The following is a 20602-nucleotide window of genomic DNA, read 5'->3' as shown; positions in this document are numbered from 1 at the left end:
GTCAGTAGCTCCCGCCCACGACGAGGGAGAACGCCCCGGGGCCGGCGGCCGCCGCTGCCGTGGCGCGGCGCGAGGGCTGGCCGGCGGCGCTGGGCGGGGCGGTCCAGAGGAGCACGCCGGCCGCGAGCAGCGCGGCGGCGCCGGTCGAGAACGCGATCGTCGAGGCGGTGCCGGCCGTCTGAGCGTCCTCGCGCAGCGCGACGCCGGTGGCGTCGCAGCGGTTCCGCGCGTCGCAGTGGCCCCGGTTCGAGGCGTTCCTGCGGGTGAGCGCCTCGGCGCCGAACAGGACGCCAAGGCCGATCCCGACGAGGCCAGCCCCGCCGGTCGCGAACCCGATCACGCGCTGGACACCCCCTGGGCCGGCTCCGTCGTCGCGGCCGGCGATCGACAGGGGGGGAGGCGTCTGCCTCCTGGGGCGCTTCGGCGCGGGGGCGAGCGCGCGCGGGGGCGGCTCCCGCTCCAGGAGGGGCACGTCGATGACGACGCCCGCGCCGTCGGGCGGGACGGCGCTCACGACGGACCAGCGTTTCCTGCCGGGCGCCTGCGCCTCGATCGTGTGCGTCCCCGGATCGACCGGGAGCGCCTGCCCCCACTGGGAGGGCAGGAGCAGCACGCCGTCGCGGCGGATCTCCAGGCCCGGCGCCGCGCATCCGGGGGGCACGGCGATCGCCAGCCGCGAGAGCCGCGGCTCCAGCGCCGCCGCGAGCGCGGCGGCGCGCGCGGCGCGGGGGTCGCCCGCGCTCTTCGCGACGGCCTCGGTCTCGCTGAAGACGTTCCATGCGCTAGCGGTCTCGCCCGCGCGCGTGAGGCACTCGCCGAGCCGCAGGAGGAGGTTGATGGCCGTCGGGTCGAGCCTCCGGCCCTGCTCGAGCGCGGCACACGCCTCGGCGATGCGGCCCGCCGCGAGCAGGTGCGTCGCGATCTGATAGAGCGCGAGCACCTGATCCTTGTATCCGCCGGGCTGTGCCGGGCTGGGCTGTCCCGGGTTGGGTTTGGCCTGTGCCGGGTTGGGCTTGGGCTGTCCCAGGTTGGGCTGTCCCAGGTTGGGCTTGGGCTGTCCCAGGTTGGGCTGTCCCAGGTTGGGCTTGGGCTGTCCCGGGTTGGGCTTGGGCTGTCCCAGGTTGGGCTTGGGCTGTCCCAGGTTGGGCTTGGGCTGTCCCAGGTTGGGTTGTCCGAGGTTGGGCTGGGCCAGCGTGGGGCTCGCCTGTGCCGTGTCGGGTCGTCTCGGGCTCGGCTCGCCGGCCTTGCCGCTCGCCGGCGTGAGGGACAGCGACAGGGCCGCCAGGGCCCAAACGAGCCCGCGGGGGCGCAACCGGAGGCGGTTCTTCGGCAGGGCTCCTCGGCGCATGGCGATCACCACGGGCTGTCCGGCGCGCTCGCCGGCGTCACGACGTCAGCGCCGCTGCCGGGAGCTGCCACGAGGGGCGGCGCGCCGACCGCAGCACCCTGGCCGGGCGCCGGCGCGGCCGCCGCCCGACCGACAGCGCCGACGGCGGGCGCCGGCGAGGGCCCAGACGCGTGCACCCCGCGCGCCGGTACGCGCTGCGTCCTCGCCGCATTCGTCCGCGCGGGCGGCGCGTCCTTCGTGGGCAGGACGGCTCCGGCCCCGATGCACTCGGCCGCGTGCGCACCTCTGGCGCCGGCCTGCGGCGCGCCGCACGCGCTGGCAGCGCCGCCGTGCAGCGCGCCGTCGGCCGTATCGCCGGGCCCCTGGAACGACCCGGTTGCCACGGCGTTTCCGTTCGGCTCTGCGGCGAGCCCCTGCGGCACCCCCGCGCGGTGCTGCGCGACAGCGCCGTCGGCCCAGGTCGATCCCACGGCCCGCGGCCATCCGGGCCACAGGACGATCGCGGCCAGCGTGGCGCTCGCGGAGACGGCGCCGGCCGTGGCCGCCAGCCATGCCCGCCTGGGGCGGCGGCCCTCGCGCCTCGTCTCGGGCTGCCCGGAGGCGGTCGTGGGCGGCCGGGAGGCGGTCGTGGGCGGTCGCGCGGCCGCCATGGGCAGCCGGGAGGCGGTCGTGGGCGGCCCCTGGTCCGGCCAGGTGAACGTCGGCTGGCTCCGGTGCACCCCCGTGGGCAGCGTCGCGTCGGGCGCTCCACGCAGCGCGAACGGCGCGAGCGCGGCGGCGAGCTCGCGCGCCGAGGCCAGACGGCGCGTCCGATCCTTCTCGAGGCAGCGCATCACGATCTCCTCGAACCCCTCGGGCAGATCGGCGCACACGTTCCGGAGCGGACGGGGCGCCTGCTCCGACACGACCAGCACGAACTGCTCCAGCGTCTCCGCGCCGAACGGCAGCGTGCCGCTCACGAGCTGGTAGAGCACGACCCCGAGCGCCCACAGATCCGCGCGCAGATCGATGTCCTTGGGCGTCAGCATCTGCTCCGGCGCCATGTAGCGGCGGGAACCCATCACCGACCGCGCCGTCGTCATCTCGAGGCCGTCGTGCTCCGGCTTCGCGCACGTGAACTTCGCGACGCCGAAGTCGAGCACCTTGACGAGCGGCGTGCCGTCGGTCCGGTACGTCAGGAACAGGTTCGCGGGCTTGAGGTCCCGGTGCACCATCCCGAGCGCGTGCGCCTCCGCCAGGCCGACGCACGCCTGACGGACGTACTCGGCGGCCTCATCGACCGGCAGCCGCCCGCGGCGCTCCACGATCGACCGGAGATCGTTGCCCGAGAGGTGCTCCATCACGATGTACGGCACCGGGAGCGCGATCCCCGGCCTCGGCGCGAGCGCGCCCAGGTCGTAGACCCGCGGCACGTGCTCCGTCTTCAGCCGGAACATCCCGCGCGCCTCGCGCTGGAACCGCCTCAGCAGCGCCGCGTTTCCACAGTGCTCCGGCCGCATGAATTTGACGGCCACGAGCTCGCCCAGTGACAAGTGCCGTGCCGCGACGACGGCCCCCATCCCGCCGATACCGAGAAGCCGCTCGACCCGGTAGCGGTCTGCGATGACCTCGCCGCAGTGCACGGGCACCACTCCCTCTTCATCGCTCACCACGCGCCCCCCACTCCGTCGCTCTGAGATTGCAGACCGGCCAGCCACGATCTCGGACCGGATGGTTCCTTGCAGGGCCGCGCTCGACGCGCTCGCCGCAGGTCTCTGGTGAGATTCGATTCTCGGGAGAGGCGATACGTCGCGTCGTCTGTCGAATTTTCCGGCGCTCCTGTGGGCGCGTGGAGGTGCGCTCCGTCTGCTGAGGGCGATCCGAGAGCGCCCCTCCGCCCTGCACGCGTAGCCGCGCCGAAGGCCGCGATGGATTGAAGTGTGCCGGTTCCTTTCCGCCGTCCCCTGCGATACAGACGTGCCGTGTCTGCCTCTCCCGCCCTGGTCTGTCGCGGTCTGGTCAAGCGTTACGGGGACGTCGTGGCCGTGAACGGGCTCGACCTCGAGGTGCGGCGCGGCGAGTGTTTCGGCCTGCTCGGCCCGAACGGCGCGGGCAAGACGACCACGGTGGAGATCCTCGAGGGGCTGAGCCGCCCCGACGCGGGCGAGGTCGAGGTGCTGGGCGAGCGCTGGGTGGGGGACGGCATCGCGCTGCGCGCGCGGCTCGGCATCCAGCTCCAGGAGACGCGCTTCCCGGAAAAGCTCCGGGTCGGCGAGGTGATCGCGCTGTTCCGCAGCTTCTACCCGCGCGGGCTCGATCCGGAGCAGGCGCTCCGCCTCGTGTCCTTGCAGGAGAAATCGGGCGCGTTCGTGCGCGCGCTGTCCGGCGGGCAGAAGCAGCGGCTGTCGCTCGCCTGCGCGCTCGCGGGCGATCCCGAGGTGCTGTTCCTCGACGAGCCGAGCACCGGGCTCGATCCGGCGTCGCGCCGCGAGATCTGGGACATCGTCGAGGACCTGAAGGCGCGCGGCCGCACGATCCTCCTGACCACGCACTACATGGAAGAGGCCGCGCGCCTCTGCGATCGCGTGGGGATCGTCGACCGCGGGCGGCTGCTCTCGCTCGGTACGCCGGCGGCGCTCGTCGCCTCGCTGGGCGCCGAGCACGTCGTGGAGGTCGAGGTGGACGGTGAGATCGCCGAGGAGGAGCTCCGGGGGCTGCCCGGGGTGGAGGCCGCGCGCTCCGCGCAGGGGACGCTCCGGCTGACGGTGCGCGACGTGGCGCGCGTGCTCCCGCCGCTGCTCGCGCTCTGCGCGGAGCGCGGCGCCGCGCCGAGGCGGCTCGCGACGCACCACGCGAGCCTGGAGGACGTGTTCATGGCGCTCGCCGGGCGGCGGCTCGCGGGCGAGGAGGCGGCGTGATGGCGCGGTGGCTCAGGTCCCTGCGCGCCTCGCCGCTCGCGCAGCTCATCCGGGCGCGGGTTGTGGAGTTCCTGCGCGAGCCCGAGGCGCTCTTCTGGATGTTCGTGTTCCCGATCCTGCTCTCGTCGGCGCTGTCCGTCGCGTTCAGGGAGCAGCCCGCGGAGCCCGTGCGGGTGAGCGTCGAGGAGGGCGCCGGGGCCGAGCCTCGGCGCGCGGCGCTCGAGGCGTCGGGGCAGGTCCTCCCGCGGGTGGTCCCGCGGGCGCAGGCGCAGCAGGACCTCCGGACCGGCAAGGTCGCGCTCGTCGTGCTCGCCACCGACCCGCCCACGTACTGGTTCGATCCGGCGCGGCCGGAGAGCCGCCTCGCCCGGCTCGAGGTGGATCAGGCGCTCCAGCGCGCGGCGGGGCGCGCCGACGCCTTCCGCCCGGCCGCGCTCGAGGTGACCGAGAAGGGCTCGCGCTACATCGATTTCCTGGTGCCCGGGCTGCTCGGCATGAACGTGATGGCGACCGGGATCTGGGCGATCGGCTTCTCGATCGTGCAGCAGCGCATGGGCAAGCTCCTGAAGCTGTTCGTCGCGTCGCCCATGCGGCGGTGGCAGCTCCTCGCGGCGCACCTCGTGGCGCGGCTCGTGTTCCTGGCGCTCGAGGTCGTGGCCTTGCTCCTGTTCGCGGTCCTCGCGCTCGGCGTGCCGATCGCCGGCTCGCTCGCCGCGCTCGCGCTGGTCCTCGTGCTGGGCGCGATGTCGTTCGTCGGGCTCGGCCTGCTCATCGCGGCGCGGCCGCGGACCCTCGAGGGCATCTCGGGCCTGACAAACTTCTCGACGCTCCCCATGTGGATCTGCTCCGGCGTCTTCTTCTCGACGGAGCGCTTCCCCGACGCGATCCAGCCGTTCGTCCAGGCCTTGCCCCTGACCGCGCTGAACGACGCGCTCCGCGGGGTGATGCTCGAGGGGGCGCCGCTCGCCGCGCTCGCGCCCGAGCTCGCGGTGCTCGTGGCGTGGGGCGCCGTCTCCTTCGCGCTCGCGCTCAAGCTCTTCCGCTGGCAGTAGCCCCCGCGCCGCGGCCAGCGCCGCCGGGCCACGGTGCGCGAGCGAACCGGCGCACTCTGTGCGCCACTCGACCCCTCGTTCAGCGTGCATATCAGTCAACCTGCGTCGTGGTGGCGGCGCAGTCCCCGTGAGGCACGTGAGCTCCGACCGTGTCGTCTATTTCTGTTCGGGACATTGTGTTTACAAAGCGGCGCGGTCCCGCACTCGTGTACGATGACCGTATGACTGAACGGGGGGAGCGGCGCGGCGGGCGCCCTCGCACGGCGCCGAGTCTGTCCTTCTGGGTCGCGGGGCCGCTGGCCGTCGCGCTGCTCGTGTTCGTGGGTCCGGGGCTGTGGATCGCGGCGTGGGCCATCGAGGGCGCGATCCTGAAGAACGAGCTGGGCGTCCTCGCGCGGACGCATGACGAGTGGACCCGCCGCATGAACGACCGCCTGATCCAGGCGGAGGCGAGCGTCGCGCGGTACGGCCGCGTGCTCACCTCGTCGTTGCATGAAGTCGAGGGAGAGACCCCGCAGAAGTTCGACGCCATCGTCGGGCCGTCACCCGACGGCGGCATGGTGTCGCGCAAGGCGGGCTTCGAGCCCAAGCGAGACGCCATCGTCTGGCTGCCCGCGGGGTACCCGCTCGACGACCAGGAGAAGGTCTTTCTCCTTCAGCTGAAGCGCACGACTGAGCTGTACTCGGCGGGGGCGCCCGGTGAGCCCATCAACACCTGGCTCATCCCCAGGCGGAACGGGCTCGTGATGTACTGGCCGAGCTACACGAGCTACATCGATCAGGTCGACACGACCGTGGATTTCGTCAACTCGGAGTGGACGACGCTCGTCCTCCCGGCGAACAACCCTGAAGGAAAGCCGCGCTGGACGCCGACGAGCTACGACCCAGGGGCACGCGAGTGGATGGTGAGCGTCGTGGTGCCGTTCTTCCGCAACGGGGTGTTCGCGGGCAGCGCCGGGCACGATGTCACGGTCAACACGGTGATGGACAGCTTCCGGGAGCTCTCGCTGTATCCGGGCACGGAGCACGCCCTCGTGAGGGGCGATGGGACGGTGCTCGTATCGAGCGTGCACCAGGACAAGATCCACGGGAGCAAAGGGACGCTGACCGTCGACTCCATCGGCGACGACGATCTCAAGCGCGCGTTCGAGGCGGCGAAGCGCGACGACGCCATGGCGGCGCGCGTGGTCGGCCGCACGGATCAGCGCGTGATCGTGGCGGCGCGCATCGCGGCGCCGGACTGGTATCTGCTCACCGACGTTCCTCGCGCGGCGCTGCTCTCGTCCGTGAAGGGGCTGTACTGGGACTACTGGCTGATCGCGGCGTTCTCGATCCTGGCGCTCGTGGCGCTGCCCGTGCTCGTGATCATGCGCGTGACCTTGCCGTCCGTGCGGCAGCTCGTCGCCGCGGCCGAGCGGATCCGGGGCGGTGACCTCGATCAGCGCTTCGAGGCGTCAGGCACCCGGGAGTTCGTGCACATCGGCGACGCGCTGAACGGCATGGCCCAGCAGCTCCGTGAGACGTTCGCCGCCCTGGCGAAGACGAACGAGGAGCTCGAGCAGCGCGTCGAGCAGCGCACCGCCGAGCTCAAGGAGGCCACGGTCGCCGCGGACGCGGCCAACAGGGCGAAGAGCGACTTCCTCGCCAACATGAGCCACGAGCTGCGGACACCGCTCAACGGCATCCTCGGGTACGCCCAGATCCTGAAGCGCTCCAAGAGCCTGGGCGAGCAGGACCTGCGCGGCGTCGAGGTCATCGCCGAGTCCGGCTCTCACCTGTTGACCCTCATCAACGACGTCCTCGATCTGGCGAAGATCGAGTCGCGGACGATGGAGATTCACCCCAACGATTTCTATTTCCCTTCGTTCTTGCACGCGACGGCCGAGATCTGCCGGATCCGCGCGGAGCAGAAGGGGATCGCCTTCGTGTTCAAGCCCGGCCCCACGCTGCCCGCGGGGGTCCGCGCCGACCAGAGGCGCCTGCGTCAGATCCTGCTCAATTTGCTAGGCAACGCCATCAAGTTCACCGAGAACGGCAGCGTCACCTTCACGGTCGTGGAGGTGACGGAAGGGCCGCAAGGCGCGCGCAAGGAGCTCCCGGAGGACGGCGCGAGCCCCGAATCGCGAGCCAAGACGCACAGGATACGCTTCGAGATCGAGGACACGGGGACCGGCATCAGCGCCGAGCACCTGGACCAGATATTCCTGCCCTTCAAGCAGGTCGGAGACAAGAGCCGTCACCGCGAGGGCACCGGGCTCGGTCTGGCGATCAGCCAGCGCATCGTCACGCTGATGGGCAGCTCCATCCAGGTCAGGAGCGAGCTCGGGAAAGGCAGCGTCTTCTGGATGGACCTGAGGCTCGCCGAGGCGCCCAACTGGACCGACACCGCGAGGCGCACGGAGCAGGGGCAGATCGTCGGCTACAAGGGCGCGCGACGGAGGCTCCTCGTCGTGGACGACAAGCCGGAGAACCGCGCCGTGGTCGTCAGCATGCTGGCGACCCTCGGGTTCGAGATGGTGGAGGCGAGCGACGGCCAGGAGGGCCTCGACAGGACGGCGAGCGAGAGGTTCGATCTGATCATCACCGATCTCGCGATGCCCGTGGTCGACGGCTGGGAGATGATGCGCCGCATACGAAAGGTGCCGGCGCTCGCAGGGACGGTCATCATCGCGTCCTCCGCCAGCGCGTTCATCACCGACCAGGACAAGAGCCTGGAAGCAGGCGCGGACGATTTCCTGGCCAAGCCGCTGCAGATGGATGAGCTGCTCGAGAAGCTGCAGCGACACCTCAAGCTGGAGTGGATCTACGAGCGGCAGGACGGCGCCGGCGGGGAGACGGAGCCGAGCCCCAGCTCGGGTGTGACCGGCGTCTCCGAGGTCGTCCTGCCCCCGGACGAGCACCTCAAGGCCCTGCGCGAGCTCGCGCGCAAGGGGCTCGTCAACCACATCGAGAAATACGCGGACAAGCTCGAGCAGGGCGATCCGCGGCTCGCGCCTTTCGCCAAGCACCTGCGCGAGCTCTCCAAGGACTTCCGGCTGGAGTCGATAGAGGAGTTCGTCGGCGGGCGTATCGGCGGCAGCGCCCCATGAGCGTCGGTGTGGGATTGGTCGTGAGGGTCGTCGTTCTCATGCAGCGTCGCTGACGCGAAGGGTGAGTATGTCCGCGGGAGAGCGCAGTGTGACGAATGTGAGTGACACGGGGACGGTCCTGATCGTCGACGATGAGCCACGCAACCTGAGGCTGCTCTCCGACAATCTCTCGGGCTGGGGGTTCGAGATCGCGGCCGCGACGAACGGCCTGCGAGCCATCCAGCTCGCGAAGGACGTGGCGCCGGATCTCATCTTGCTGGACGTGAAGATGGAAGGGATCGACGGCTTCGAGACCTGCCGGCGGCTCAAGACGGATCCCGTCACGAGCGACATCCCTGTCATCTTCATGACGGCGAGCACGGAGATGAACTCGGACAAGGTGAAGGGGCTGAACCTCGGCGCCGTGGACTTCCTCCTCAAGCCGTTCCAGAGCGAGGAGCTGCTCGCGCGCGTCCGGGTGCAAACGAAGCTCAGGCAGCTGATGAAGAGCCTCGCGGCGCAGGTCGACGAGCGCGTCGCCGCCGAGGCGGCGCTGCAGGAGCTCACGCACGAGCTGGAGCGGCGCGTGGCGGCGCGGACGGGCGAGCTCGAGCGGGCCCTGGAGGAGCTCACGCAGGCTCAAGCCCAGATGGCGACGGTCATCCGCGCAGCGCAGACGGTCGCCGGCGAGGTCGTCCTCGACAGGGTGCTCGATCGGCTGCTGCGGATCACGCTCGAGCAAGCCGGCGCCGAGAGGTGCGTCCTCGTCCTCGCGCGCGAGGGCGGGCTGTTCGTGGAGGCTTCGATCACGAGGGATCGCCCGGACGCGGTCCGGCTGGGGCTCGCGACGCCCGTCGAGGCGGACGCGCAGCTCGCCGTGACGGTCGTCCAGGGGGTCGCCAGGACCAAGGAGTCCGTCTTCATCCAGGATACACGCGGCGAACCGGGCCTCGCCGGGGACCGCTACCTCGGCGCGAGCGGGCCGAGGTCGATCCTGTGCATGGCGATGATGCACCAGGGCGAGCTGACAGGCGTCTTGTACGTCGAGCGTGAGGCGGTCCGTCACCCCTACACGCCGACGCAGCTGGAGACGCTGAGGCTCCTCGCGTCCCAGGCGGCCGTGGCCGTGAAGGTCGCTCTCCTCTACGCCGCCCTCCGCAGGTCGAACGAGCAGCTGGAGACCGAGGTCGCGCGCCAGACCGAGGAGCTCCGCAGGACGAACGAGCGGCTGACGCTGGAGCTCACCGAGCGCGAGCGCGCGGAGCTGGCGCGCGCGGCGCTGCAGGAGGAGATCATCCGGGCGCAGAAAGAGCGGCTGGCGGAGCTCTCCACGCCGCTCATTCCGATCACCGAGCGGATCATGGTCATGCCGCTGATCGGGACGATCGACGCCAGCCGCGCGCAGCAGGCGCTCGAAGCGGCGCTGAACTGCGTGCAGGCGAACCGGACGGACGTCGTGATCATCGACGTCACGGGCGTGATGCTCATCGACACCGCGGTCGCGCGGACGCTGATGCGCACGGCGGCAGCGCTTCGGCTGCTCGGCGCGACGACGGTGATCACCGGCCTGCGCCCCGAGCTGGCGCAAACGCTCGTCTCGCTCGAGATCGATCTCAGCACCGTGGTCACCAGGGGGACGCTCCGGAGCGGCATCGACTACGCGCTGCGGCAGGTCCGCTGACGCCGTCACGCCAGCGCGCCTGCGGGATCGCGCGGGTGAGGCGGCACACGGTGGCATTCGGCGGCACACGGAAAATCGATATCATGACAGCCACGCTGTGAGACGAGTTAGCCAGAACACCGCCGGCGAACTGGCCATGCGATATGGCCATAAGGACGCGACCGCTCGAGCGCTTTTGTGTTGTTAATCGTCTTTGTTTTACATAGCTTGAAAGCATGCTGCCATCATGCTGTCCGCGCCGCTTTCTGGCTGTGAGCGCAGGTGCTACGGCCATGTTCCTCGCCGCCGCTCTCCCCGCGGCGGCCGCCACGCCGTTCACGACCTTCGAATCGGGCCAGGTTCGCCCCCTGGCCCTGTCGTCGAACGGCAAGCTGCTCTTCGCGGTGAACACGCCCGACAACCGGCTGGAGATCTTCCGCGTCGAAGCCAATCGTTTGCAGCTCAAGGCGTCGGTGCCCGTGGGGCTCGAGCCGATCGCCGTGGCTGCCCGGGGCGACGACGAAGTCTGGGTGGTGAACCACCTGTCCGATAGCGTGAGCGTCGTCGACGTCCGAGACCCCGAAAGGGCGCACGTCGTCCGCACGCTGCTCGTGGGCGATGAGCCGCGCGACATCGTATTCGCCGGGCCGCAGCGCTCGCGGGCCTTCATCACCACGGCCCACCGCGGGCAGAACGCGCCCTTCGATCCGCAGCTCTTGACGCCCGGCGTGGGGCGCGCGGACGTCTGGGTGTTCGATGCGAGGCGGCTCGGGACGTCGCTCGGCGGCACGCCGCTCTCCATCGTGACGCTCTTCAGCGACACGCCGCGCGCGCTCGCGGTGACGCCGGACGGCAGCCGGGTCTACGCCGCCGCCTTCCACTCGGGGAACCGCACGACCACCATCGACGAGAGCCTGGTGCCGGACGGCGGGGAGGACGCGGGCGGACTGCCCGGACCCGACACAAACTTCGAGGGAGTCCCCCGGCCGGAGGTCGGGCTCATCCTAAAGTTCGACGGGGCCCACTGGGTCGATGAGCTGGGCCGCCCATGGGACGACGCGGTGCGCCTCTCGCTGCCGGACAAGGACGTCTTCGTCATCGACGCGCTCGCCAATCCGCCGCGCCAGGTGGACGGGCCAGGCGGCTTCTTCACGGGCGTGGGGACCGTCCTGTTCAACATGGTCGTGAACCCGGTCAACGGGAAGGTCTATGTGTCCAACACCGACGCCCGGAACGAGGAGCGCTTCGAGGGGCCGGGCATCTTCGCTGGCCACAGCGTGCGCGGCCACCTGCACGAGAGCAGGATCACCGTCCTCGGTCCGGGCGGCGTCGCCCCGAGGCACCTCAACAAGCACATCGATTACAGCAGCTGCTGCGCGCCGGTGCCGAACGACGAGAGCAAGAAGAGCCTGGCGCAACCGACGCAGATGGCCGTGACGCGCAACGGCGCGACCCTGTATGTCGCGGCGCTCGGCTCGGACAAGATCGGCGTCTTCGACACCGCGAAGCTCGAGAACGACACGTTCGTGCCCAGCGCGGCGAGCCATATCCGCGTTCCTGGAGGCGGGCCGACCGGCCTCGTCCTCGATGAAGACAGGCAGCGGCTCTACGTGCTCGCGCGCTTCGATAACGCGATCTCCGTCATCGATACCCGGACCCGCCGTGAGGTCGCGCACGTGCCGATGCACAACCCGGAGCCACCGAGCGTCGTCCGGGGGCGCCGCGTCCTTTATGACGCGGCGCGGAGCTCGAGCCACGGCGACTCGTCCTGCGCGAGCTGCCATATCTTCGGCGACTTCGACAGCCTCGCGTGGGACCTCGGAAACCCGGACGGCTCCGCGGTGGAGAACCCGGGACCGTTCTGCACCGATCTCTTCGGCCAAAATACGAGCTTGCATCCGATGAAGGGGCCGATGACGACCCAGAGCCTGCGCGGCATGGCGAATCACGGGCCGATGCACTGGCGCGGCGACCGCACGGGCGGCCACGACGCGGCCACGTCCCAGCCGGACAGCGGGGTGTTCGACGAGCGGGCGGCGTTCAAGAAGTTCAGCGTAGCGTTCGTCGATCTGCTCGGGCGGGACGAGACGATCCCGGAGGAGGAGATGGACGATTTCACGGACTTCATCCTCCAGGTCACGTATCCACCCAACCCCATCCGCGCGCTCGACGACTCGCTCACGCCCGATCAGAGCGCGGGGCGCGACTTCTTCGGGGGACCCGTGTCGAGCATCCTCGGCGCCTCGTGCATCGGGTGTCACGTCGTCGATCCCGACGCCAACCCCGACGACTTCGCGCCGGGCTTCTTCGGCAGCGACGGCGGATCGGCCAACGCCAACGAGACCCAGCTCTTCAAGGTCCCGCACCTGCGCAATCAGTACCAGAAGGTCGGGATGTTCGGCATGGCCGAGTCGTTCGTGTTCCCGTTCGGCGGCTCCAACGAGCACATGGGCGACCAGGTCCGCGGCTTTGGCTTCCTCCACGACGGCGCCGTCGATACGCTCGTCCGCTTCAACGCGTTCTCCGACTTCGTCCAGACGGAGGAGAACCCCGGCGGATTCCCCATCAGCCCCGAGGGCGAGCTCCAGAAGCGCCAGGTGGCGGAGTACATGCTGGCGCTGGAGTCGAACCTGAAGCCCATCGTGGGCCAGCAGATCACGCTCACGGCGTCGAACGCGGCGGTGGCCGGCCCGCGCGTCGATCTGCTCATGGCGCGCGCCGACGCCGGCGACTGCGATCTCGTGGTCAAGGGCTGGTCCCACGGGGACGAGCTGGGCTTTCTGTACACCGGCGATGGCCGTTTCGACGCCGACCGCGAGCGGGCGTCGCGGCGTTCGGACGGCGAGCTCCGCTGGCTGGCCACGAGAGGCGGCGGCGAGCTGACGTATACCTGCGTGCCGCCCGGATCGGGCGAGCGCATCGGCGTCGACCGCGACGGCGACGGCTTCCGCGACGGCGACGAGCGGGACGCCGGCAGCGACCCGGCCGACCCGGGGAGCGTTCCGCGACGGGGACATCACGGACCGCGGCCGCCGCGCTGAGCGGAAGATCGGGTTCGCGCGCTCACCCGCGCGCCGCGGGCAGCGGGGGCCTTCCCATCGACCCGTGAGCTGCCGCGGACGGGTGTTTCCCTGACAGCAACGTTTCCGCAGCGCTGGTGATCCGTTGCTGCCCTCGCAGCACGCCGCGGTGGCAGGGGAGGGGCGGCGCTTCGATCTCCGCCGCTGCGCCCGCGGCTCCGGCGTCGGGCACGGCGCTTGCGCTCTGGGAAAGGCGATCGCGTGCGGCCACGTGGCCGCGCGCGCGATCGCGAAGGACCGAGACCGAGGACACCCCATGAGCGACACTCCGCGGAAGATCCGTTTGGGCGCCTTTTTGCCTGGCGCAGGACACCACGTGGCAGCCTGGCGGCACCCGCAGGCGCAGGCGGACGGAGGCATCAACTTCTCTCATTACAAGCGCGTCGCGCAGGCGGCGGAGCGGGCCAAGTTCGACGCCGTGTTCCTGGCGGACGGGCTCGCCTTGCAGAGCCGGCCCGGAGCGCAGGGCCGCACCGCCTACGGGGCCAGCTTCGAGCCGGTCACCTTGTTCTCCGCGCTCGCGGTCGTCACCGAGCGCATCGGCTTCATCGCCACGGCGTCCACCACGTACGAGGAGCCTTATCTGCTGGCCCGCAAGTTTGCCTCGCTGGACCATATAAGCCAGGGGCGGGCCGGGTGGAACGTGGTCACGACCGGCGGGGGCGAGGCGGCGGGGAACTTCGGGCTCGACGCCCACCCCGACCATGCGCAGCGTTACGTCCGGGCGCGCGAGTTCGTCGACGTGGTCACCGGCCTCTGGGACAGCTGGGAAGACGACGCCTTCCTCCGCGACAAGGCGTCAGGGGCTTACTACGACCCGGCAAAGCTGCACACGCTCGATCACAAGGGGAAGTTCTTCTCGGTTCGAGGGCCGCTCAACATCCCGCGCCCGCCCCAGGGGCACCCGGTGATCGTGCAGGCGGGATCGTCGGAGGCGGGCAGGGAGCTCGCGGCGGAGACCGCCGAGGTGATCTTCACCGCGCAGCAGACGCTGGAAGACGCGCAGGCCTTTTACGTGGACGTCAAAGGCCGGATGGCCAAGTACGGGCGCCACCCCGATCAGCTGAAGATCATGCCCGGGGTGTTCCCCGTCGTCGCCAGGACGGAGTCGGAGGCCAAGGCGAAGTACCAGGAGCTGCAGGACCTCATCTTGCCGGAGGTCGGCCTGTCGCTGCTCTCGGGCCTGTCGGGCGGGATCGATCTGTCGGCCTATCCGGTGGACGGGCCGCTGCCCGAGCTGCCCGAGACAAACAACAACAAGAGCCGGCAAGCGCTGATGTTCGACATCGCCCGCAAGCGCAACTTCACCATCCGGGAGCTCTACCTTTGGGTGGCTGGAGCGCGCGGGCACTGGACGATCGTGGGCTCGGTCGAGCAGATCGCGGATCAGCTGGAGGCGTGGTTCACGCAGGGCGGCGCCGACGGGTTCAACGTGATGCCGCCGTGGCTCCCGGGCGGGCTGGACGACTTCATCGAGCTGGTGATCCCGGAGCTGCGGCGGAGGGGGTTGTTCCGAACGGAGTACGAGGGCCGCACGCTGCGAGAGAACCTCGGGCTGGCGCGGCCGGAGAACCGCCACGCAACCGGGGCGAAGCCTCGGGCGTCGGCGGCCTGAGGGCGCCGCTCTCGGTGATCCGCGGCTCCGCCTCTCCGCCGCTGGGTTCGGCGGAGAAGCAGGACGCCTGGCTGCCTGTGCAGGCCGCTCGGAGCCCCTGCACAACCCGGTTCAGGAATACGCGGGGGCGCTCACTTCTTTCCCACCCAGGTGTGGATACGGAACCGGGCCCCCTTGTACTCGATCACCACATCGGTCTCGCTGCCGTAGGTGGTCTGCGATTTGATCTTCTCGTCGCCCCGGTACTTCTCCAGCACCTGCCCGTACAGGTAATGGACGATCACGTGCTGGACCTCCCCGATCTCGAGGACCAGCTGGACGAAGCGCAGGATCCGCCTCTTGCACCCGTCGCACGGGCCATAGGGGCCCAGGATGATGAGCTGGACGACCGGCGGCGGCTTTTGCCGTAGGATGGCGAGCGCCGACGAGAGGACGCCCACCTCGCCATCTTCCTGAGAGACCACGATCTCGGCGTCGTCCCCGATGAGCGAGAACTTGGAGGAAAACTCTTTGTTCTCTCCGACCTTGATTCCGCGCTCGCCTATCGTATCGGAGAGCCAACCGACCACCCATTTCGGGTTCCCGCCCTGCGTCTCCACCTTCGCCAGCTTGAGGACGTCGTTGGACAGCTTGACCGCGTCCGAGCTGGAGTGGTTGATGATCGGTTCCTTCCTCCCCTCGTTGACCACCTTCTTCTCGTAATGGTACGTCCGACCGCTCAAGATCGAGCTGTACTCGCTCCAGAACGCGCTCTCCCCGCCTTCCTTGTACGCCGAGACGAGGCGCGGCTTTTCGTCGCTGGAGAGCTCGTCGTTGGCGAGCACCTCCCAGAGCAGCTCGTGGAGCGGGCGGCTCGGCTGCTCCATTCGCTGGAGCGAGCGCCCTCCGGCCGGACCGGGCCTCGTCGCCGCGCGCTTGGCCGGGTGCGGCGGCAGCGCGGCCGCTCCGGCCGGCGCGGCTCGGCGCAACGCGACCATCGCCGCGTGCGGGGGTCGTGGGGCGATCCCGGGCACGGGCCGCTTGGGCTGCGCGACCGTGGCCGGGTGTGGAGGCGGCCTGGGAATGCCGGAGGGACGAGCGTTCTTGGGGATCATCGGGTCGGGACGACGGGCGCCGTCCCGACCCATGTTCCGGCGCTCGATCGGCGTGGACCAGTTTTCGTCGATCTGCCGGCGCCGAGGGCGTGCAATCGCCTCAGCCGCAGCCGCTCCCGCCCGCCGGCTCCGCCGAGGAGGCGCGCAGGCGCTCCTTGATGTCGTCGGACAGGCACATCCGCGAGACCATGTCCTCGAACGTGTCGCGCCGCCGGATCAGCCGGCTCTTCCCGCCGTCGACGAGCACCTCGGCCGGCCGCAGCCGACCGTTGTAGTCGTAGCTCATCACGTGGCCATACGCGCCGGCGTCCATCAGGACGACCACATCCCCCGCCGCGACGTCGGCGGGGAACTCGCGCTCCGTGATCCACATATCCGTGTTCTCACAGACCTGGCCCGTCATCGCCATCGGGGCCGTCTGGCCGCCGCGGCCGTTGATCCGAACCTCGTGGTAAGCGCCGTACATCACCGGGCGCGCCATCGTGTTCATCGAGATGTCCGTGCCGATGATCGTCTTGTATCCCTGCTTGATCGAGATCACCCGCCCGATCACGCAGCCCGCGTCCCCGACGAAGTAGCGCCCCGGCTCCATGACGAGGCGCGGCGCCTTCAGGCCGTGCTCCGCGCACTTCTGCCGGACCACCGCGGCGATCCCGCGGGCGACGGCCTCCACGTCGAGCGCCGGCTGCTCCCTCCGGTAGGGGATGCCGAGCCCGCCGCCGATGTCCATGAACGCGAGGTCGAAGCCGAGCTTCCGGGCGACCGGGCCGATGAGGTCGAGCAGCTTGCCCGTGACGTGCGCGAAGTTCTCCGGCTTGTGCGCCTGCGAGTGAGGCATCATGTGCACCCCGAGCCGCTCGACCCCGTTCTCGAGCGCGGTGCGGTACGCCTCCTCCACGTAGCGCGGGTGGATCCCGAACTTCGCGGACGGCCCCGCGAACGGCTTCAGATCGGGCGTCGCGATGTCCTCGCCGCTCGGGTTGATCCGGAACGACATGCAGCGCGGCTTCCCGAGCGAGAACAGGCGCTTCAAGATGCCGTGATCATCCACGTTGAAGATCACGCCGGCGCGCAGCCCCACGGCCAGGTCCTCGTCCGAGAGGCTGTTGCCCGTGTAGATGATCCGCTCGCCCGACAGCCCGAGCGCCTGCGCCAGGCGGATCTCGTTCGGGCTCGCGGCGTCCACGCCCGAGCCCTCGTCGACCAGGAGCTTCGCTATCTCCAGGTTGTTGCACGCCTTGATGGCATAGAAGACGGACACCTCCGGGTAATTGCCCCGCAGCGCCCGCGTGAGTCGACGGAAGTTCTCCCGGATGCGCTCGGCATCGTAGGCATAGAGCGGTGTTCCGTATTGCTCCGCGAGGTCGCGGACCGAAATGCCCCCGATCTTGATCTCTGCCTCTTGCATACTCCTCGTCGCGTCAACGCTTCCACTGTGAGAGACAACCTGAAGAAACCGTTCGCAATTTCGCGGGACAGCCTACCATGCGCCCCCGGCGGCCGGAAGGGGCGCGCCCTGCCTCGGGTCCAGGAAGGCCGCCGGTACCCTTGCCCGCGCCCGCGCCTCGCAGGCGCTCGCCCGGCGCGCTCGCGCGCGGCTACTTCTCGGCGCTCCGGCTCGCGAAGAGGTGCCGCCAGAGGGCGCCGAGCCCGCCCACGAAGAGCGAGCCCTGGCGCTGGTCGATGTCCTCGACCGCGGCGGGGTCGAACGGCAGCTGTTGCGGATCGATCACCGCGAGCAGGGCGCGCTCGTCCACCGTGGGCGAGGGGTGGAGCCTCAGCCGGCACGAGCTCCCCGGCGTGCGCGGCCCGGTCGCGGGGCTCGCCAGCCGGTCGAGGCACGCGACGAGATCGTCCACCCGGTCGAAGTCGGCGTCCCCCAGGTGCTCGCCGATGAGCGACGCGCGCGCCGCGCGGATCGAGCGGCCGAGCGCGTCGTCGGGATCGTCGGTCTCGACCGAGGCGTTGATCTCCGTGTCGATCGAGAGGCTGCGGTTCGTCAGGTTGGCGGAGCCGACGGTGAGGAAGCGGTCGTCGACGATCATCACCTTCGAGTGGATGTACGTGGCGCGCTCGGCGGTCTCGTCCTCACCGCACGCCGGCAGGGTGTAATAGACGCCGAGGCGATGGCCCGTCTCGGCGGCGACGTCGCGCAGCCCGCCGAGCACCTTGGCCTGGGAGAGGCCGACCGCGATCTGCTCCTTCATCGTCTCGGCCTCCATGTTGAGCAGGAGCACCACGTCGAGGAGCGGCCGGCCCTCGGCGCGCATCCGCCGCGCGAGCCCCTCGGCGATGACATGAGAGCTGAAATACTGCGTCTCGATGTAGATGAAGCGGTCGGCGGCGTCGATGGCATCGAGGTAGAGGTCGCGTATCTCCGTGCACTGCGGGACGCCGGTGGGCGCGCCGTGCGGATCGGTGCGGCTCAGCGTGACGCGCGCCGTCGCGAGGGGGATGCCGCCCTCGGGCCGGTAGTCGGGGAACGTCGGCTCGGCGCCGTCGACGTCGGGCAGCGTGATGTCCACGCCGCCCGCGCGCCGCCAGCGATCCGTGAAGATCTCGGTCAGCGCTCGGGCGACCGCGCGGCCTCGAAGGTAGGCCTGCACGTCGTGAAACGGCTTGTGCGGCTCTCCTCGGCTGACGCGGAGCGGGTTCTTGGCCGCGTGGCTGCGGTCGTCCCAGCGGTGGTCGCAGAGATCGAGGCCGCCGAGGAACGAGAGCTCACCGTCCACCACCACGAACTTCTGGTGGTGCGAGGCGCGCTCGACGTGGGTGGAGTCGAAGAGGAAGTGGAGACGATGGTTCGTCCACTCGAAGACGAGCTGCTGGAGCCACTCGCGCTCGAGCGCGAACACGAGGTGGAAATCCCACGCGAGGATGAAGATCTGGAGATCGGGGCTCCGCTCGCAGAGGTGGTTCAGGAACTTGAGCAGCGTGATCGGGCTCGACACCTGCTCCTCCCTCCCGCCCCGGAGCAGGGCGACGTCGCTGTCGAACTGCCAGCCGGCGAGGAGCAGGTACCGCCGCGCCCTGGACGCGACCCCGTAGAACTCGGGGTAATACTCGTCGGCGTCGACCAGCAGGCCGACGTCGTCCACCGGGGTGTCGCACCACGTGTGGCGCCGAGGGTCGATGATCGTCCGTGCTTCCCTCATCGCGCCCCTACGTCCTGAGGTGCTCGTCGACGAGCCGCTTCAGGCCCGCCACGTCGGGCTGGCTCCCGCTCGCTTCGCCGATCGCGGCGAGCCGCTCCGCATCGTTGCGCGAGAGATCGGGGCATATCCACTCCAGCAACGCTGCCCAGTCCGGCGCGCCGTCGCAGCTATAGCAGTCATCCGGGATCGGCGTATTGTCGGGGAAATTCCTGAAAGCCATGTACGGCATCACATCACCCTTCGTGCCGGGAACGCGGTCGCGTCGTCATCCCATCGTCAACCATGGCTCGCGCTGGCGTGTCCGCGGGGCGCTGGCCACCTCGGCTATGGCGCCGGCGGAGCGAGGGGGCAAGCGTGCCCGAGGCCGTTCCGGTTCGCGCCGCCGGCGGGCCGTGCCCGGAGTGGGGTCCGTGTTCATGTTCAGGGGAGAGCCCAAAAGGCGCCGCGCCGTGCACGCGACGGCCGTCGGGTCATCGCGCCGGCGCCCTCGGCGCGCCGGCGCTCGGCCGTGTCAGGGGGCGCAGCCGATCCGCTCCGGCGCGACCGCCACGTCGTCATACCACATCGTCCGCGCCGGGCCGTGGAAGCCGAGGTAGCCGAAGCTGAACGTCTTGTAGGCGAGCTTCTTCCAGTTGGTCTTGTCGATGATCTTGGTGCCGTTGGCGTAGACCTGGACGTCGCCCTTGGTGCCGTCGAAGTAGGCCTCCATGCAGTGCCACTGGTCCTTGGGGAGCTTCACACCGTTGCTCCCGCACCGGGCCTCGCCGCCCACGGACAGGGCGACGTCGTCGCGCATGTTCAGCACGAGCTGGCAGTATTGCTCGGCGACCTCCATGTTGTCGCCGATGTTCGGCTCGCCGTCGCCCGTCATGGCCTGGAAGTAGGCGTTGTGATCGGACTGGCCGAGGTCGACGCTGCTGCGCACGTAGAGGCGGACCCAGAACGCCGGCCCGGGCGCCGGGACGGAGAGCATCCTCCAGTCGTAGCCGCTCATTCCGGGGTTCACGCGCAGCGCGCGCGTGCCTGCGTGGACGATCGAGGAGTCGATCGCCATGTTCTTCAGCGCATCTGCCGCCTGGTACGCGGGGCGGTACGTCGCGCCGTCGGGGAGCCCATCGTCCTCGAAGTCGGAGCAGAACGTCGCGCTCGCCGGGCACCCGCCGGTCGGCGCCCCGCTGCCGGTGCTCGCCGCGGCGGTCGTCTCGGGCGTCCCGGTGCCCGTGGTGCTGCTGCTGCCGTTGCTGGTGCTGCTGGCGTCGCTGCCGCCGCCGCTGGTGGTGGTGCTGCCGCCGCCGCTGGTGGTGGTGCCGCCGCCGCTGGTGCCCGTGGTGCTGCTGCTGCCGTTGCCGCTGCTGCCGGCGACGGGGTTGCCCGCGCCCGAGCTCACGCTCGCGCCGCCGCCGGTCCCCGCGCCGCTGCCGCCCGCGCCTCCCGTCTCCGAGGAGTCGTTCGCGCCGTCGGAGCAGCCCGCCGCCGCGGCGGACAGGGCCAGACAGGAGATCCCAACCCAAGTGAAGCGTGCGATTTCGCGATGAAGAGAAGAAGTCATGTCGATGCCCGAAGGGTGATAGGCCCGCTGCCGGAGCTGCGCTGCCGCAGCGCGGCACGTTTGCCGGTGATTCTAAGAAACCGC

General features: G+C 70.3%; 14 protein-coding genes. 7 read left to right on the top strand and 7 right to left on the bottom strand.

The window, feature by feature from the left end; all coding sequences use genetic code 11:
• Window position 1 precedes the first annotated feature (1 nt).
• A complete protein-coding gene (locus WME90_RS29610; protein ID WP_437275376.1) occupies window positions 2-1348 on the bottom strand; it encodes a tetratricopeptide repeat protein in 1347 nt (448 codons plus the stop codon).
• A 5-nt stretch (window positions 1349-1353) separates the two neighbouring features.
• Complete coding sequence (locus WME90_RS29605) at window positions 1354-2976, bottom strand: protein kinase domain-containing protein (protein WP_437275375.1); 1623 nt, start codon at window positions 2974-2976, stop codon at window positions 1354-1356.
• A gap of 333 nt (window positions 2977-3309) precedes the next feature.
• Between WME90_RS29605 and WME90_RS29600 the strand changes: the two genes are divergently transcribed.
• The 6 genes from WME90_RS29600 (at window position 3310) to WME90_RS29575 (ending at window position 14720) form a co-directional block, all read left to right on the top strand.
• Window positions 3310-4245 (top strand): ATP-binding cassette domain-containing protein, encoded by a 936-nt coding sequence (locus tag WME90_RS29600; protein ID WP_437275374.1) that lies wholly within the window; start codon window positions 3310-3312, stop codon window positions 4243-4245.
• The gene (locus WME90_RS29595; RefSeq protein WP_437275373.1) at window positions 4245-5297 is read left to right on the top strand and encodes an ABC transporter permease; all 1053 of its coding nucleotides are present in this window, start codon (window positions 4245-4247) and stop codon (window positions 5295-5297) included. Before WME90_RS29600 ends, WME90_RS29595 begins: the two co-directional genes overlap by 1 nt.
• 221 nt (window positions 5298-5518) lie before the next feature.
• A complete protein-coding gene (locus tag WME90_RS29590; protein WP_437275372.1) occupies window positions 5519-8386 on the top strand; it encodes an ATP-binding protein in 2868 nt (955 codons plus the stop codon).
• An 88-nt stretch (window positions 8387-8474) separates the two neighbouring features.
• The gene (locus WME90_RS29585; RefSeq protein ID WP_437275371.1) at window positions 8475-10046 is read left to right on the top strand and encodes a response regulator; all 1572 of its coding nucleotides are present in this window, start codon (window positions 8475-8477) and stop codon (window positions 10044-10046) included.
• Window positions 10047-10318: 272 nt separating this feature from the next.
• A complete protein-coding gene (locus WME90_RS29580) occupies window positions 10319-13066 on the top strand; it encodes a beta-propeller fold lactonase family protein (protein WP_437275370.1) in 2748 nt (915 codons plus the stop codon).
• Between the two features lie 295 nt (window positions 13067-13361).
• Window positions 13362-14720 (top strand): LLM class flavin-dependent oxidoreductase, encoded by a 1359-nt coding sequence (locus tag WME90_RS29575; protein ID WP_437275369.1) that lies wholly within the window; start codon window positions 13362-13364, stop codon window positions 14718-14720.
• A 131-nt stretch (window positions 14721-14851) separates the two neighbouring features.
• On the opposite strand, the gene WME90_RS29570 is transcribed toward WME90_RS29575, so the two are convergent.
• The 5 genes from WME90_RS29570 to WME90_RS29550 form a co-directional block, all read right to left on the bottom strand.
• Window positions 14852-15688, bottom strand: a complete 837-nt coding sequence (locus WME90_RS29570) for a hypothetical protein (RefSeq protein ID WP_437275368.1) — start codon at window positions 15686-15688, stop codon at window positions 14852-14854.
• Between the two features lie 226 nt (window positions 15689-15914).
• A complete protein-coding gene (gene lysA, locus WME90_RS29565) occupies window positions 15915-17222 on the bottom strand; it encodes a diaminopimelate decarboxylase (protein ID WP_437275367.1) in 1308 nt (435 codons plus the stop codon).
• Window positions 17223-17412: 190 nt separating this feature from the next.
• Window positions 17413-18969 (bottom strand): phospholipase D-like domain-containing protein, encoded by a 1557-nt coding sequence (locus tag WME90_RS29560; protein ID WP_437275366.1) that lies wholly within the window; start codon window positions 18967-18969, stop codon window positions 17413-17415.
• 7 nt (window positions 18970-18976) lie between these two features.
• On the bottom strand, window positions 18977-19198 hold the full coding sequence (locus tag WME90_RS29555) for a hypothetical protein (RefSeq protein ID WP_437275365.1): 222 nt from the start codon (window positions 19196-19198) through the stop codon (window positions 18977-18979).
• Window positions 19199-19480: 282 nt separating this feature from the next.
• Window positions 19481-20023: a hypothetical protein gene (locus WME90_RS29550; RefSeq protein ID WP_437275364.1), complete on the bottom strand. Its 543-nt coding sequence runs from the start codon at window positions 20021-20023 to the stop codon at window positions 19481-19483.
• On the opposite strand from WME90_RS29550, the gene WME90_RS29545 reads away from it, so the two are divergent.
• Window positions 20022-20504: a hypothetical protein gene (locus WME90_RS29545; RefSeq protein ID WP_437275363.1), complete on the top strand. Its 483-nt coding sequence runs from the start codon at window positions 20022-20024 to the stop codon at window positions 20502-20504. The genes WME90_RS29550 and WME90_RS29545 overlap by 2 nt on opposite strands.
• Window positions 20505-20602 lie beyond the last annotated feature (98 nt).

Source organism: Sorangium sp. So ce375, from assembly GCF_051473855.1.
Lineage (GTDB): Bacteria > Myxococcota_A > Polyangia > Polyangiales > Polyangiaceae > Sorangium.
Note: the sequence above shows the minus strand (reverse complement) of the source record. Positions and strands in the feature narration are given on the sequence as shown.